We start from the raw sequence: 16,027 nt of genomic DNA, 5'->3' as shown, positions 1-16,027 counted from the left end.
ATCGGTAAGCCATAAATTCTGTGTCTGTTTGCGTGTCAAGCGTTGTATTCCATGCAGTGAAGGGGTCTGTCGTGAATCAAGTGTTGCTGCGGCCCTTGTTGCTTTGCCTGTGGGTATCGCCGGTCTGGGCTAACCCGGTTAGCCCCGCCAACCCGGCTGAGTCCTCGCAGCCTGTAGAAGCCCGGCGCAATTCCATGCATCGCGAACATCGTTTGATGCAGGCTTTGCGCAATGGCGATATCACCCCGCAGGAGTTCGCCGAAATTCGCCGGCGGCGTATGGAGGCTCGCCGTGCCCGTGAGTTGCGCAACGGGGACATGACCGATTTGCCGGCCGATGGCCGTCCATGGTTTCGTCCTGGACCGGATCGACCCGGGCTGGAGCGCCCGCTCCGCCAGCGTCCAGACCTCCCAGCTGAGCCTGCTTCAACCGCTACCACACCCGCATCGCCCAAACACGACCGCTGAGCGGCGTGCTTTCTGCCCCGTATCTGGCCCCTGGCGTGATGGCAGGCCAATTTTCAATTGCGTCGAATCTTCCGGTGAAACTGGCATAAACAGTGCCTACACTGAACCAGGATACGTGTGACCCTCTTCGTGGTCCGGTTTCCGGGCCGGCATAACGTCGGCTGGGTGACTTGCTGCACAAGTGTTCATGCCGGATCTTCCTGTTGGCCGGCCGGGAGCGGATTAATTGCATAACCCAAACGCATCGCATCATTCTATCGAGCCCGATGGGCACCATGCCTGCAGCTATTGCGCGCATGTTGAAGCGCTGGTCGGCGGTATCGTGCCCGAGTGGGCGCATAACCTCGAACTGGCGTTGAAAATCGCGCGTCTTGGATCGTCTGATCTGGCGCATGGATTTGCCGAGCTGGCTGATACGCTCGAAAGCCTGCATAGCGAGGACACTACCCGGGCCTTGCAGGAAGAAAGCCTGAGCCGCTTGCGGCAGGAAGTGGCGCAGATCATCGTCACCATGCAGTTTCACGACAGGCTTGAACAGATTCTTGAGCAGGTGACCGTCGATGTTGCCCGTTTTGTCGGGGAGATCGAGCTGGCGCGCCACCGGCTGGCAGCGGGAGAAGTGACGCCATTGCCGGACCTTGAGGCTTGGCTCAAACGACTGACGTCTTCCTATACTACTGACGAGCAGCGTGCGCGAGCGGGTAACGGTCAGGACTGTGGCGATACGCCTGGCATTACCTATTTCTAGATTGCCGGATTGAGCGCCAGCAATGGCGAGACGAGTAGACCCATGAGCAAGACCATCATGATTGTCGATGACTCGGCCAGTTTGCGACAGGTTGTGCATATTGCACTGGCCGGTGCAGGGTATGAGGTGGTGGAGGCATGCGATGGCAAGGATGGCCTCGACAAACTGGATGGTCGCAAGATTCATCTGATCATTTCAGACGTCAACATGCCGAATATGGATGGCATCACCTTCGTCAAGGCCGTCAAGCAGCTGCCCAATTACAAGTTCACCCCCATCATCATGCTGACTACCGAAGCCCAGGAAGATCGCAAGCGCGAGGGCCAGATGGCAGGCGCCAAGGCCTGGGTAGTCAAACCTTTCCAGCCCGAGCAGATGCTCAATGCTGTGGCCCGGCTGGTGCTGCCTTGAGGACATCCGATGGGACTCAACTCCATCCACCGTGGTGAGCAGTGCGTCTTGCGCATTTCGGGTGACTTGACGATCTACACGGCGACTACCACCAAAGAGCGTTTGCTGGATGAGTTGAGGACGTCGGAACAGCTCGAAGTCGATCTGTCAGAGGTCGATGAGATTGATACCGCAGGCATCCAGCTTCTATTGCTGCTCAAGCGGGAGGCTGCGGCTGCCAATAAAGTGCTGGCGTTTCATGGCCACAGCCGGGCGGTGCTGGAGGTGCTGGACCTCTACAACATGGCCTGGGTGTTTGGTGATCCGGTATTGCTGTCGGGTGAGCATTAGGTTCTGTTGGCGTCAGGTTTGCCGTCGCGCCGGATTGAGTTTGGGGACAGGGCAATGCCCGCAAGGAGTCGGCCGTGGAAGGAGAATGACTATGCGGCGCGCTCTGTGCCTTGTTCCAGGCCATTTTCCGGCGAAACGCGACTGCAAACCTGACGTCAACAGAGCCTAGGCGCCGGAGGTGGCGGCCTCGCCGTAGCGTCCGGGCCGGTACTGCCGGGAATTGAGGGATCAACAGAGCCGAGCGTATACCCACTCCGGTTTCTTATCTGTTGGTGGATTTTCGTGTGTTTGTCGGGACGAGGCGCGGATGAATCTCGAAAAGGCTAAGCAGACGTTCATTGATGAGGCCAACGAGCTCCTTCTGGCCTTCGAGGACGATTTGCTGCGTATTGAGTCAGCGCCCGACCCGGAGCGTCCGGAGATCATCAACTCCTTGTTTCGGGCCGCCCACACCATCAAGGGCTCGGCGGGCCTGTTCGGCTTTGACTACATCGTCAGCTTTACCCATGTGCTGGAAAGCGTTCTCGACAAAGTACGCGAAGGCGGGCTGACGCTTGATGCCGAGCTGATTTCCTTATTGCTCAATTGCCGGGACTATGTTGGCAACCTGATCGACGCGCTGGAAAGCGGCATCGAGATCGACCCGGCCCGCGATGCGGATCGTGAATTGCTGCTGGTGCGGTTGCAGGTGCAGCTCAAGCAAGGAATTGGAGACCCTGCCACGGTTGCGGGCACACCAGTCGTCGCAACGACGGTGGTCTCGGTGGCGTCGCCCGAACCGCAGGAAGCGACTGCCACGCGGGAAGCCGATACTGTGGCCTCTGACCACTGGCATCTCTCCCTGAGATTCGGCCCCGATGTACTGCGCAATGGCATGGACCCGTTATCGTTCATCCGCTACCTCGGCACGCTGGGCCGCATCGTCTATCTGACCACGCTGTACGACGGCTTGCCGCCGGCCAGCCAGATGGACCCGGAGTCCTGCTATCTGGGGTTTGAAATCGAATTCGATTCGGCTGTGGACAAGCAGACCATCGAAAACGTCTTCGAGTTTGTCCGCGACGATTCGACGGTCCGCATCATTCCTCCCCATTCCAAGCTGGCGGAATACATTAGCCTGATCGGCTCTCTGCCAGAGGACCAGCGGCGGCTGGGGGAGATTCTGTTGCAAGGCGGGGCGCTGACCTATTTCGAGCTGGAAGAGGTATTGCGCATCCAGCGGGCAGAGCAGCAGGTAGATAAGCATGCCGCCCGGCCGCTCGGTGCGATTCTGGTTGAAGAAAACGTGGTGCCACCGCAAGCGGTGCTGGCAGCCCTGGAAAAACAGAAGCAGAGCGATGAGCGTAAAAGCAACGAGCATCGCTTTATCAAGGTGGAAGCTGCCAAGCTCGACAGCCTGATCAATCTGGTTGGCGAGCTGGTGATTGCCGGCGCTGCAGCCAATCTGCTGGCGACCCGCAGCCACAGCCCGGAGTTGATTGAAGCGACAACCAGCATTGCCGAGCTCGTCGAGCGGATTCGCGATGGCGCCTTGACCATGCGCATGGTGCATATCGCCGAAACGTTCAACCGCTTTCCGCGAGTGGTGCGGGATGTCTCGCGGGAGCTGGGTAAACAGATCGAATTGTCGATAGGGGGCGGTGAGACCGAACTGGACAAGTCGATGGTGGAAAAGCTGGGCGATCCTTTGATGCATATCGTGCGCAATGCCATTGATCACGGTATCGAGCCGGAAGCCGAGCGGCTGAAGATGGGTAAGCCGGTTGAGGGCAAGCTTTCACTGACCGCGTTTCATGAGTCGGGCAGCATCGTTATCGAAGTCAGTGACGATGGTGGGGGGATCAATCGTGCCCGGGTGCTGGCCAAAGCCTTGCAGAAGGGGCTGGTTCCGCCCGATCTCGTGTTGTCGGACCGGGAGATTCTCAATCTGATCTTTGAGCCGGGCTTTTCGACCGCCGAGCAGGTCACCAATCTGTCAGGGCGCGGTGTCGGCATGGATGTGGTCAAGCGCAGCATCGAGCAACTGCGTGGCGAGATCGAGCTGGAAAGCGAAGAGGGGCTGGGGACATTGGTCCGCATCCGCTTGCCGCTGACGCTGGCGATTATTGATGGCTTTCAGGTGGTGATCGGGCGCTCGACCTTTGTCATTCCGCTGGATCTGGTGATCGAGTGTCTGGATCTGCAAACCGACAGCGAATTGCTGCAACCGCGCTATCTCAATCTGCGCGGTGAAGTGCTGCCCTATGTGCGGTTGCGTGATCTGTTCGACATCGAAGCGCCGCCGCCCGCCCGTGAGAATGTGGTGGTGGTGCAGTATGGCAATGCCAGGGCCGGGTTGGTGGTCGATCAGTTGCTAGGGGAGTTCCAGGCAGTCATCAAGCCCCTCGGGCAGTTGTTTCGCGGTATCAAGGGCATTGGTGGCTCGACTATTCTGGGGACTGGGGAGGTTGCGTTGATTCTTGATGTGCCGCAGCTGATCCAATTGGCGTCGGCAGGGGAGCGGGCCGAGTTGACGCGCCATCTGCCTCGCCATCTGAGTGTTGCCCGTTCCTGATGGGCCCGCCGGTATGGGAGTTTTCAGTGCGGCACGGTCTTGAAAGGGTTCTGTAAGCCTTGCATCAACAGAACCTGGCGATGCCAACAGAGCTGGGCGTACAAATCGGAGAACTGAATGCACATATTCCAAAAGCTGAGTCTTGGCGCCCGACTGTTCGCCGCATTCATGCTGGGGGGCGTGATCCTGCTGACGGTGGGCGGCTTGTCTCTGACAGCGTTACGGGAAGTGGGTGGGCGCACCGATCTTGCCTACGCCGAGCGATTTGCCATGGCGCGCGATCTTGGCGATGTGAAAGCGCTGGCGGCTGAATACCAACGCCTGAGCACCCTCTATGCGTACTTTGAAGATCCTCTGCAACGACGTGCCACTCTGGAACGGATGTCACAGGTCGAGGCGCAGTTTCGCGATCTGTCCGAGCGGGCGCGGCAGGTGCAGACCGATACCACAACAGCACGCAATGTGCTCGACGGGGTCGAGAGGGCTTGGCGGGCCTATCTGGATGCAGCCCACAAGCTGATCAATCGCGTCGATGCCGGAGAGGTGCAAGAAGTCAGGCTGTATCTGAGTGGTGATCTGACGCGGCTGAGTCTGCAGCTGAATGACCAGATCCGCCTCGTGACCAACGCGCAGGATGAGCTGGCCCGTGCCGGTCGCGAACGCACCGAACGCACCATCATCAACAGCACCCAGATCGTGATTGCCTGGATCGTGGTGGGGGGGATGGCCGTCGCATTTCTGGCTTGGCAAGTGGTACGACGTCTATACCGCCAGCTGGGTGCCGAGCCGGGTGTGGTGGCTGAACTGGCAGACCAGCTGGCGCGTGGTGAGCTGGCCTTGGCTGAGTCGGCGGCCAAGGCGCCACCGGGCAGTGTTGTGGCCGCGATGCACAGCATGGCCACGCAATTGCGCGAGGTCATCGGCCAGGTGCGTGGTGCGGCCGATTCGCTGGCAGCGGCGGCAGAGGAGATCACCGCTTCGGCCCAATCCTTGTCAGAGAATGCTGCACAGCAGGCGGCAAGCGTGGAGGAAACCAGTGCATCAGTCGATGAGATGACCCAGACCACGGCCCAGAATTCGGAAAACGCCAGGGTAACCAATGGCATTGCCAATCGCGCCTCAACACAGGCGGGTGATGGTGGTGAGGCTGTGCGGCAAACCGTGGGGGCGATGAAACAGATCGCCAGCAAGATCGGCATCATTGATGACATTGCCTACCAGACCAATCTGTTGGCACTGAATGCGGCGATTGAGGCGGCGCGGGCCGGCGAGCATGGCAAGGGGTTCGCAGTGGTGGCGGCGGAAGTACGCAAGCTGGCAGAACGCAGCCAGGTTGCCGCGCAGGAAATCAGCGGTCTGGCCAGTGACAGTGTGGATCTGGCCGAAAGGGCGGGCATGCTGCTGGAGGAGATTGTGCCGTCCATTCGGCAGACGGCCGATCTGGTGCAGGAAATTGCCTATGCCTCGCGTGAACAGTCGGATGGCATCGAACGTATCAACAGTGCGGTCGGGCAGGTGTCGCAGACTACCCGCTACACCGCAGCGGCTTCCGAGCAGCTGTCTTCGACCGCAGAGGAAATGAGTGCCCAAGCGGTGCGGTTGCAACAGATCATGGGCTATTTCCAGACCGGCCAAAGCGTACTCGGCCACCATCAGAATGAGTCTGGAGAACCGGATGATGAGCCTGCCGAGCCCGTTCTGACTAAAGCCCCGGCAGGGCGTCGTCCGGCGGTGCGGGCGATGCTGAGTTCCAGCAATGAGGTGGACGAGCGGGAGTTTCATCGCTTCTGATTCGGTATGACCTGTGCCAGGTGGTCACAACCTGTCCGGCACCGGCAAACGGCAGTACGTATGTGGAGTCATTCAATATGAGTCGTGTGATATCCAAGTCCAGCCGGGAAATGCAGGAGCGGAATGCGGCGCAGGAGCTGCAGGACTTGCATCAGTACCTCACCTTCACTCTGGGTGGGGAAGCGTTTGCGATGGATATCCTGCACATCAAGGAAATCATTGAATACGGCGGTGTGACCGAAGTGCCGCTGATGCCGAGCTTTGTGCGCGGTGTGATCAATCTGCGTGGCGCGGTAGTACCGGTTATTGACCTTTCGGTGCGCTTTGGTCGTCAACCCACCCAGATTGCCAAACGTACCTGCATCGTGATTATCGAAGTGTCGTTCAATGGCGAGATGCAGGACATTGGCGTGATCGTCGATGCCGTCAACGAGGTGCTCGATATCCCCGGACAGGACATTGAGCCTGCGCCGGCTTTTGGTTCAAAAATCCGTTCCGAATTCATATTGGGCATGGGTAAGGTCAACCAGCGCTTTGTGATTGTGCTCGATGTGAATCAAGTGCTGTCATTGGAAGAAATGTCGGTATTGGTCGAGACCGATGTTTCCCGGCATCTGGATGCTTAAGGGAGCTACCGATGGCTCGATACAGTCGTGTGAGACGCGCCGCTTTGCCACAGGCCGGCCAGGTTCGATCCACCCCTGCTGCGCAGAGATGATTCCCGTGAACAAACAGCTGGATGTGTCGTTGTTGGGGCCGCAGCTGTCCGAAGATGAATTCGTGCGTTTTCAGCGGTTCATCCTCAAGACTATTGGTCTGAACATGCCGCCTGCCAAGCGGGCGATGCTGGCCGGACGCTTGCAGAAGCGCCTGTTGGCACTGGAACTCAACAGTTACGGCGAGTACCTGCAGATCCTGTTGGCTGGCGACCAGGCGGAATTGCAGCGGGCAATTGACCTGATTACCACCCACGAGACCTACTTCTTTCGGGAGCCCAAGCATTTCAGTTTGCTGCGCGACAGAATTCTGCCGGAGTTTCCACCTTCACAGCGCCTGAGGGTCTGGAGTGCGGCAGCGGCCACCTGTGAGGAAGCCTACTCGATTGCGATGGTGCTGGCAGAGGCGCGTGGTGATTTGTCGTGGGAAATCATGTGTACCGATGTCAGCGCCAGTGTATTGGCTACTGGCCGGCGTGGGCTGTATCCAATCGAGCGCGCCAGCCAGATTCCCGAGCCTTTGCTGAAAAAATACTGCTTGAAAGGGGGCGGCGAATACACCGGCACCTTCCTGATCGAGCGCAAACTGCGAAATCGTATGCAGTTCGTGCAGCTCAACCTGAAAGATGCGCTGCCAGACATTGGTCAGTTCGACATTGTGTTCCTGCGCAACGTAATTATTTATTTCGATAACCAAATGAAGCGCCAAATACTGGAAAACGTGGTTGGTCAAATGCGGCCGGGAGGCTGGTTGATCGTCGGGCATGCTGAGTCCTTGCTGGGGGGCGATGTGCCGATCCGGCCGATCTGGCCGACGGTTTACCGAAAGGTGCAGGAATGATCCCTGCTGGCTTTTGCATCGACATCTTCCTGCAACCCGGTGAGGTCTACTTTGCCGGGGCGGATACGCGCATCCGTACCTTGCTGGGCTCCTGCGTGGCCATCACTTTCTGGCATCCGCGAGAGCGTGTTGGCGGGATGTGCCACTTTCTGCTGCCCACACGTCCGGCTCACCACCAACGGGCGCCCGGCACCCCGCTGGACGGCCGTTATGGTGACGAAGCACTGGCTTTGCTGATCCATTACGTTGAGTCGGCTCGCACCAAGGCTTCGGAGTATCAGGTGAAGATGTTTGGCGGGGGGGATGTTTTGGGGCTGGTGGGGGTTGAGGGAGTAGGCAAGCGCAATATCGAGCAAGGGCGCTCGATGCTGGCGCAACGGGGATTCATTCTGACCAGTGAACATCTGGCAGGCAGTGGGCATCGCAATATCGTATTTGATATCGCCACCGGCGACGTCTGGGTGAAATTTCAGCCACACCTTGGTCCGCAAGGTCGTAGCGAGCCATCGTTGAGGAGACCGATATGACTATCAGTGTGCTGATTGTGGATGACTCAGCGGTGGTGCGGCAGGTTGTGATGGACGTGCTGGCGCATGAGCGGGAGTTCAGGGTACTTGGGGCGGCTGCAGACCCAATCTTTGCCATGGAAAAAATGAAGCAGGAGTGGCCCGATGTGCTGGTGCTGGATATCGAGATGCCCCGTATGGATGGTTTGACCTTCCTGCGCAAGATCATGGCGGAGCGACCGACGCCTGTGGTCATCTGTTCCAGTCTGACCGAGAAAGGCGCGGAAGTGACCTTGCAGGCCATGTCAGCGGGGGCGGTGTCCATTCTGACCAAGCCTTCGATTGGTGTCCGAAATTTCCTGCAGGAAAGCGGTGACGCGCTGGTACATGCGATTCGGGAGGCCGCTGCAGCCAAAGGCCGTCTGCGTAAACCGGCAGCTCCCCCCAATTTCATTGCTGAGAAAATCGCCACCCCGAAGCTGACAGCGGATGCCATCCTCGATAAAAGCCCTGTGCCCGCACTGGGCCGTACCACCGAGCGTATCGTGGCGATCGGCATTTCTACGGGTGGCGTGCAGGCTCTGGAACAGTTGCTGCCTGCGCTCAAGCCGAACTGCCCAGGGCTGGTGATTGTTCAGCATATGCCTGAAAAGTTCACAGCCACCTTTGCGGCCCGCCTGAACACCATGTGCCACATTGAGGTCAAAGAGGCCGAGGCCAATGATCGGGTGCAGCCCGGCCGGGCGCTGATTGCTCCGGGCGGCAAGCACATGCTGGTCAAACGTAGTGGCACGCAGTATTTCGTTGATGTGGTGGATGGCCCCTTGGTGTCGCGTCACCGACCCTCGGTGGATGTGTTGTTCCGGTCTGTTGCCAAATTTGCCGGTGCCAATGCAACGGGGGTCATCATGACCGGTATGGGGGATGATGGTGCCCGAGGGTTACGGGAAATGCGTGAGGCTGGCGCACACACCATGGCTCAGGATGAAAAAAGCTGCGTGGTTTTCGGCATGCCCAAGGAAGCCATCAAGCTAGATGCGGTCGAGCGCATTGTCCCTCTTGAGCAGCTGGCTGAACTGTTGGGGCGCTGACGTGGCCTTGGCTTTATCGAGTCGGCATCTATGATGGGATAAGAAGTTAACCGGTAGTTGGCAAAGGCCATTGATTTCCCAGAATGAGCCCCCGCCAATGAGCGCCAGGGCAGGTTGCTGCGGCGATCAAGGTCCGGTGCCAGGTTGGCTGCCAGGGCTGCTGCCGGGTGGGCAGGGCTGATAACAGGGCGAGTGGAATGGGAGCTGTGGCGTGTGCATACCGGCTGATGCCGGGCAGACAGGCCGGCGACAGAGACTGCGGAAGCAAATATGAGCGGCTTCGAACAACTCACGGTAATGGTGGTTGAAGATAGTGCGGTGCAACGGATGCACGCCGTTGACCTGCTCGGCAGTCTGAACGTGCGGAATGTACTCGAAGCCGAAGATGGCCAGTCTGCGCTGGATTTGCTGGCAACGGTCGAGCGCTGTCCGGACATCATCATGACCGATCTTGAAATGCCCGGCATGGATGGCGTCGATCTGATTCGTCACCTGGCCCAGCGCAAGCTTGCCCATGCACTGGTGGTTGTGAGTAGCCGGGAGACCGCTCTGCTGGCATCGGTGGAAACAATGGCGCAGGAACATGGCCTGACGGTGCTTGGTATTGCCCAAAAACCTCTGTCGATAAATGGATTGCAGGCGTTATTGGCCAAATATCGGCCGGAAGGTGAAGTTGTCAGCAGCCAGACCCCTCCTCCGCCACGCTGCACGGCAGAAGAGTTGAAAACAGCGTTAACGGCTGGGCAGCTGCAAGTCTATTACCAGCCTAAAGTCACAACACACTCTGGCGTCATGCGTGGTGTCGAGGCATTGATCCGCTGGCAACATCCGCAATATGGATTTGTTCTGCCTGATCAGTTTGTGCATCTGGCCGAAGAGACTGGCCTGATCGAGCCGTTGACCGAATTCGTGATTGAGACGGCGTTACGTCAACTCAGAGAATGGCATTCGCGTGGTATGGCCATCAGCGTCGCGGTCAATTTGTCCGCACGCTCGCTGGCATCGCCCGATCTGGCGGACCGTGTGTCAGTAATCGCAGGTAAGGTCGGTGTCGAAGCCAAATACCTGATTCTGGAAATTACCGAAACGGCAGTGATGTCCGATGTGGCGCTTTCTCTCGGCACCTTGGCCCGCCTGCGTTTGAAGGGTTTTGGGCTGGCGATTGATGATTTTGGGACAGGGTTCTCGTCGATGCAGCAACTGGCCCGCATTCCCTTTACCGAACTCAAGATAGATCGCTCGCTTGTTCACGGTGCCTCTGAAAAACCGCACTTGCAGGTCATGCTGCAAAGTACGATCGAGATGGGCAAGAAACTACAGCTGACTACCGTGGCGGAGGGAGTGGAGCTTGCCAATGATTGGCAGCTCATTCGTATCCTCGGTTGCGATGTTGCCCAAGGCTTTTACGTAGCAACCCCGATGCCGGGGGAAGAGCTGGCCAACTGGCTGCGTCAGGGAACCCGCCATTTGAGACCTCCCCGGCCATCGCTTGCCTGACGGTATGCCTGCCAACGCCGATCACCAAACAGCAACGGCCACATCAGTGGCCGTTGCTGTTTGAGACTATGTACTTCAGCTGTCTTTCTTCAGGCAGGTAGCCATGAACTCTTTGCGTTCCGCTCCCTTTTTGCCTTCGGCATCCTTGTTACATGCCTTCATTTTCTCTTGCTGAGCCTTTTGCTTGTTTTTCAGGCAGTCGGACATGAACTGCTTGCGCTCAGGGCCTTTTTTGTCGCCGGCTTCCTGATTGCATTGCGCCATCTTGTTCTGCTGCTTGTTGGGCGCAGCATCGTCAGCGGCGGCCGCCAAGCTGGCGGATAGGCATAAGGCAATAAACAACATCGACTTCATTGCAGACTCTCTTTCTGGCGGAATGACCGCCGGTGAGGGTGGTGCGGCAGTTGGACATATCCGAATGCGGATCAAGGCGTAGGGCTACTGGAGCTTGTAGCAGCTTCGGTTGTTGCTATCAAGGCTGAGGCAGCGGCTTCGTCCCATCCATCCTGTGAGACCTTCAGGTAGGCGACGCGCTCATCCAGAATCACCACTGCTTCCCGTACCCCACGGACACTTCCCAGTTGGGCAGACAGCAAACGTGCATCCCCAGCCCAGCTCTCGCCTATATGGAATAACTTGGTTCTCACCGGCTCGGGTGGTCGCATACCCATCGCTACCCACAGCCATATGCTCATCAGCACCACACAGAAGACGAATACGGCCGAGGTGCCTGCGTAGTGGTAGAGCCAACCTCCGGCGCTGGCACCGATAAAGATGCCTAATGACTGTGCTGTGTTATAGACGCCTATGGCTGTGCCGCGTGCATCTGCCGGAGCGATTTTGGAAATGAGTGAGGGGAGCGTGGCTTCCAGTACATTGAATGCGATGAAGTAAATTGCCAGGAACAAGACAATCTGCCAGAAGCTATGCAGGGCAAACGCCATTCCTAACTGAGCGATCAACATCAAAGCGACCGCTGCGACAAATACCCGCTTGAGCTGGTGTTTCTTTTCGCCGTAGATCACAGCCGGGATCATGCAGAGAAAACCCAGAACGACCACCGGTAGGTAGACTTGCCAGTGCTTGGCCACCGGCAGATGCCCGGTGTGCTGCAACGCCAGCGGCATGGTGACGAACATGGCCATCTGGGCAGCATGCAAGGCAAAGATTCCGTAGTTGAGACGTGCCAGCTGCGGATGTCGGAGAGACTGAGGCAGTTTGGAGATATTGGCTTCCGTATCTGAGTGAAAACGCGATAGGGCTGGCTTGGGAATGATCTGCCAGACGCCGATCATGCCTGCGATGGCCAGGGCGCCGGTCAAGGCAAAGACACCGGGCAATCCAATCCATTCGATCAGCGCTGGGGCGATTACCAACGAAACAGCAAACGTCACTCCGATGGAAGCACCAACCATAGCCATGGCCATGGTACGGATTTCTTCCCGTGTGAGGTCGGCCAGCAAGGCCATCAGCGCGGCCGAAATGGCTCCGGCACCCTGAAGCGAACGGCCGATGATGATCCATTGGATATTGGGAGCCAGCGCACATACTGCGCTGCCGATCGCCAGCAAAAGCAAGCCAATGTAGATGACGCGTTTGCGACCAATCCGGTCTGACAGCATGCCGAACGGTAGTTGGAACAGCGCTTGGGTCAACCCGTAAGCACCCAGAGCAATGCCTACCAAGCTATGGTTGTCGCCACCGGGCAGCTGCGAGGCGTAAATGGCAAACACAGGAAGGATGAGGAACATGCCAAGCATTCGCAGGGCATACAGGCCGGCAAGACCGGCGGAGGCACGTAATTCGAGAGGGCTCATAATTGCCGATGCGGAATTGATAAGAAAAACAGCGTCGATCAGATTCGGCATGGTCTGACTCGACAAACAAAAAGCCCGCAACGATTGTTGCAGGCTTTTTGTCTGGTGCAGGAACCTTTCTTGCGAGAGGCCCCGGCAGCTTCTTACATCACCTGAATGTTGGAAGCTTGCTTGCCCTTTGGACCTTGGGTCACTTCAAATGAAACCTTTTGGCCTTCCTTGAGCGTCTTGAAACCAGAAACGTTTGAAATTGCCGAGAAGTGTGCGAACAGATCCTCTCCACCGTCGTCGGGCGTAATGAAGCCGTAGCCTTTGGAGTCATTGAACCATTTCACAGTACCAGTTGCCATTTGCATCTATCCTAACAAGTTTCTAAGGTAACGGGGCTTACCCCAAAAAGGTTTGAGGATCAAGACTCGCAAAACAAGCCAAGCTTGGACGACCGCTGCAGTAGAAACTGCGGTACTGCCGACACCGCCGGTGCTGCAAAAAACTTGAATTCAAACACCCCGGCTTTTTACGCTCATTTCGTGGCGTGCGTCAAGCGCGATGCGCGCTTTGATCCTTATTCGCGACAAAAGTTCCGTCAATTATCCTCTCTTGAAAAATGCCCTGGGAAAGCCAAAATTAAGGGTAGGATGTTTACTGCTCTTACTCTTTCAACCTGATGACGACAAAGAATGATGACGGCGTTGAACTCGCCAAGGCGCCTACGCGCCTCAAGCCACCACCGCTTTACAAGGTGATGCTGCTTAACGATGACTTTACGCCGATGGACTTCGTCGTGATCGTACTCCAGCAGTTCTTCAGCAAAGACCGTGAACAGGCAACAAGGATCATGCTGAAGGTACATACTGAAGGAAAAGGTGTCTGCGGGGTCTACCCTAAAGATATCGCGGCCACCAAAGTGGACCAGGTGATTGAATTCGCGCGGCAGCATCAGCACCCGCTGCAATGTGTCATGGAGGAAAACTGATGATCGCCCAAGAACTGGAAGTAAGCCTCCACATGGCTTTTATGGATGCACGCCAGAAGCGTCATGAATATATCACCGTGGAGCACCTCTTATTGGCAATGCTCGACAACCCAAGCGCTGCAGAGGTGTTACGCGCTTGTGCTGCCAATATCGAAGAACTGCGTAAGAGCCTGAGTGATTTTGTGGCGCAACATACGCCGCTGGTCGCTGGTAGTGGGGAGGTGGAAACCCAGCCCACAATCGGTTTTCAGCGCGTTATTCAGCGGGCTATCCTGCATGTGCAGTCATCAGGCAAGAAGGAGGTGACCGGCGCGAATGTGTTGGTGGCCATCTTTGGTGAGAAAGATTCTCATGCCGTCTACTTCCTGCATCAGCAGGGCGTTACCCGGCTGGATGTTGTCAATTACATATCGCACGGCATCAGCAAGGTGTCGCCGCAGGCGCCTAGCCAGCCGCAGAAGCCAGACCACGAACATGAGGCCGAGGCCGAGCAGGCTACCCACGGAGCACTCGAAAGTTTTACGCAGAACCTGAATCAGCAGGCACTGGCTGGGCGCATTGACCCGCTAATAGGGCGAGAGTCTGAATTGGAGCGTGTGATTCAGATTCTTTGCCGTCGCCGCAAGAACAATCCCTTACTGGTAGGGGAAGCGGGGGTGGGCAAGACGGCCATTGCGGAGGGTTTGGCTCGTCGGATTATCGAAGGAAGCGTGCCGGATATCTTGGCGGAGTCCACCGTCTATGCCTTGGATATGGGCGCTTTGCTGGCTGGTACCAAGTATCGCGGAGACTTCGAGCAGCGGTTGAAAGCGGTTATTAAGCAGCTGACCGAAGACCGCAAAGCCATTCTCTTCATCGACGAAATTCATACTCTGGTGGGGGCGGGTGCTGCCTCTGGCGGGACGCTTGATGCTTCCAATCTGCTCAAGCCGGCATTGTCGAATGGCGCCCTGAAATGTATTGGCGCTACAACTTATAACGAATTTCGCGGTATTTTCGAGAAAGATAATGCCTTATCGAGACGTTTCCAGAAGGTCGATATTATCGAGCCGACGATTGAGCAGACTGTCGAAATCCTGAAGGGACTCAAATCGCGCTTTGAAGAGCACCATGGCGTCAAGTACACGCATGCCGCCTTGTCTACTGCCGCTGAATTGTCGGCGAAATACATCAATGATCGGCATCTGCCGGACAAGGCGATTGATGTGATTGATGAGGCTGGTGCTGCTCAGCGCATTCTGCCCAAGTCGCGGCAAAAGAGAACCATCAGCAAACATGAGATTGAGGAGATCGTTGCCAAGATTGCGCGAATCCCGCCCAAGAACGTGTCTTCCGATGATAGAAATGCTCTGAAGACGCTGGATCGTGATCTGAAATCTGTGGTGTTTGGTCAGGATGCGGCGATTGATGCGCTGTCATCGGCGATCAAGATGGCCCGGTCTGGACTTGGTAATCCTCAGAAACCGATTGGTTCTTTCCTATTCTCTGGTCCGACTGGGGTTGGCAAGACTGAGGTCGCTCGTCAACTTGCGTACACGCTGGGTGTAGAGCTAATTCGCTTCGATATGTCCGAATACATGGAGAGGCATGCCGTATCGAGACTGATTGGTGCTCCTCCCGGTTATGTTGGGTTTGAGCAAGGCGGGTTGTTGACCGAGGCCATTACCAAGCATCCCTATGCCGTATTGCTTCTGGATGAAATCGAGAAAGCACATCCCGACATTTTCAATGTGCTGCTGCAGGTGATGGACCATGGCACGCTGACTGATAACAACGGCCGCAAGTCTGATTTCCGAAATGTCATCATCGTCATGACTACCAATGCGGGTGCAGAGGCGCTGAACAAATCGAGTATCGGCTTTACGCTGAATAAATCTGTCGGTGACGAGTTGCAGGAGATCAAGCGACTGTTTACACCAGAGTTCCGTAATCGGCTTGATGCGATAGTGTCATTTGCTGCGCTGAATCACGAAATCATCATGCAGGTTGTCGATAAATTCTTGATGCAACTTGAGGGACAGTTGCACGACAAGAAGGTCGAGGCCCGCTTTACTCCTGCGCTGCGCGCTTATTTGGCGAAGAAGGGTTTTGACCCTCTCATGGGGGCTCGTCCGATGGCGCGGCTCATTCAGGATACCATCCGAAAGGCCCTTGCTGATGAGTTGTTGTTCGGGCGGTTGGCCAGTGGTGGTGAAGTCGAGATTGATGTGGATGATCAAGGTAAGGTGCTGCTTGATATCAAGTCTGATCAGGTAGAAGCCGCTGCGAGCGCTTAAATGGGA

16 protein-coding genes are annotated in these 16,027 nt (G+C 56.9%); 13 read left to right on the top strand and 3 right to left on the bottom strand.

Going from position 1 to position 16,027, the window contains the following annotated elements; all coding sequences use genetic code 11:
* Positions 1-71 precede the first annotated feature (71 nt).
* From PZA18_RS08355 to PZA18_RS08305, 11 genes are all read left to right on the top strand, one after another.
* Positions 72-467, top strand: a complete 396-nt coding sequence (locus tag PZA18_RS08355) for a hypothetical protein (RefSeq protein WP_284100360.1) — start codon at positions 72-74, stop codon at positions 465-467.
* A 226-nt stretch (positions 468-693) separates the two neighbouring features.
* Entirely contained in the window at positions 694-1,215 is a 522-nt protein-coding gene (locus tag PZA18_RS08350) for a hypothetical protein (protein ID WP_284100359.1), read from the top strand.
* Between the two features lie 42 nt (positions 1,216-1,257).
* Positions 1,258-1,626: a response regulator gene (locus tag PZA18_RS08345; RefSeq protein WP_284100358.1), complete on the top strand. Its 369-nt coding sequence runs from the start codon at positions 1,258-1,260 to the stop codon at positions 1,624-1,626.
* Between the two features lie 9 nt (positions 1,627-1,635).
* Positions 1,636-1,956, top strand: coding sequence for an STAS domain-containing protein (locus PZA18_RS08340; protein ID WP_284100357.1), 321 nt, complete (start codon positions 1,636-1,638; stop codon positions 1,954-1,956).
* A 307-nt stretch (positions 1,957-2,263) separates the two neighbouring features.
* Positions 2,264-4,510 (top strand): chemotaxis protein CheA, encoded by a 2,247-nt coding sequence (locus PZA18_RS08335; protein ID WP_284100356.1) that lies wholly within the window; start codon positions 2,264-2,266, stop codon positions 4,508-4,510.
* Between the two features lie 117 nt (positions 4,511-4,627).
* Positions 4,628-6,301, top strand: a complete 1,674-nt coding sequence (locus PZA18_RS08330) for a methyl-accepting chemotaxis protein (RefSeq protein WP_284100355.1) — start codon at positions 4,628-4,630, stop codon at positions 6,299-6,301.
* A 77-nt stretch (positions 6,302-6,378) separates the two neighbouring features.
* Positions 6,379-6,927: a chemotaxis protein CheW gene (locus PZA18_RS08325; RefSeq protein ID WP_284100354.1), complete on the top strand. Its 549-nt coding sequence runs from the start codon at positions 6,379-6,381 to the stop codon at positions 6,925-6,927.
* Between the two features lie 97 nt (positions 6,928-7,024).
* Positions 7,025-7,858 carry a CheR family methyltransferase gene (locus tag PZA18_RS08320; protein WP_284100353.1) on the top strand — a complete coding sequence of 278 codons (834 nt, stop codon included), beginning with the start codon at positions 7,025-7,027 and terminating at the stop codon, positions 7,856-7,858.
* Positions 7,855-8,385, top strand: coding sequence for a chemotaxis protein CheD (locus PZA18_RS08315; protein WP_284100352.1), 531 nt, complete (start codon positions 7,855-7,857; stop codon positions 8,383-8,385). The genes PZA18_RS08320 and PZA18_RS08315 overlap by 4 nt, the downstream gene beginning before the upstream one ends.
* Entirely contained in the window at positions 8,382-9,455 is a 1,074-nt protein-coding gene (locus tag PZA18_RS08310; protein ID WP_284100351.1) for a protein-glutamate methylesterase/protein-glutamine glutaminase, read from the top strand. Before PZA18_RS08315 ends, PZA18_RS08310 begins: the two co-directional genes overlap by 4 nt.
* 270 nt (positions 9,456-9,725) lie before the next feature.
* The gene (locus PZA18_RS08305) at positions 9,726-10,952 is read left to right on the top strand and encodes an EAL domain-containing response regulator (protein WP_284100350.1); all 1,227 of its coding nucleotides are present in this window, start codon (positions 9,726-9,728) and stop codon (positions 10,950-10,952) included.
* Positions 10,953-11,027: 75 nt separating this feature from the next.
* Here PZA18_RS08305 and PZA18_RS08300 read toward each other — a convergent pair whose 3' ends face one another.
* The 3 genes from PZA18_RS08300 to PZA18_RS08290 all read right to left on the bottom strand — a co-directional run bounded on the left by PZA18_RS08300 (position 11,028) and on the right by PZA18_RS08290 (position 13,119).
* Positions 11,028-11,306 carry a PsiF family protein gene (locus PZA18_RS08300; RefSeq protein WP_284100349.1) on the bottom strand — a complete coding sequence of 93 codons (279 nt, stop codon included), beginning with the start codon at positions 11,304-11,306 and terminating at the stop codon, positions 11,028-11,030.
* Between the two features lie 71 nt (positions 11,307-11,377).
* Positions 11,378-12,820 (bottom strand): MFS transporter, encoded by a 1,443-nt coding sequence (locus PZA18_RS08295; RefSeq protein WP_284100348.1) that lies wholly within the window; start codon positions 12,818-12,820, stop codon positions 11,378-11,380.
* 92 nt (positions 12,821-12,912) lie between these two features.
* The gene (locus PZA18_RS08290; protein ID WP_284100347.1) at positions 12,913-13,119 is read right to left on the bottom strand and encodes a cold-shock protein; all 207 of its coding nucleotides are present in this window, start codon (positions 13,117-13,119) and stop codon (positions 12,913-12,915) included.
* Between the two features lie 317 nt (positions 13,120-13,436).
* Between PZA18_RS08290 and clpS the strand changes: the two genes are divergently transcribed.
* Positions 13,437-13,745, top strand: a complete 309-nt coding sequence (clpS, locus tag PZA18_RS08285) for an ATP-dependent Clp protease adapter ClpS (RefSeq protein ID WP_284100346.1) — start codon at positions 13,437-13,439, stop codon at positions 13,743-13,745.
* Complete coding sequence (gene clpA / locus PZA18_RS08280) at positions 13,745-16,021, top strand: ATP-dependent Clp protease ATP-binding subunit ClpA (RefSeq protein ID WP_284100345.1); 2,277 nt, start codon at positions 13,745-13,747, stop codon at positions 16,019-16,021. Before clpS ends, clpA begins: the two co-directional genes overlap by 1 nt.
* Positions 16,022-16,027: the final 6 nt, after the last annotated feature.

The organism is Parachitinimonas caeni, assembly GCF_030129945.1.
Classification (GTDB): Bacteria; Pseudomonadota; Gammaproteobacteria; order Burkholderiales; family Chitinimonadaceae; genus Parachitinimonas; species Parachitinimonas caeni.
The sequence above is the reverse complement of the archived record's forward strand: the minus strand, read 5'-3'. Positions and strand labels throughout refer to the sequence as shown.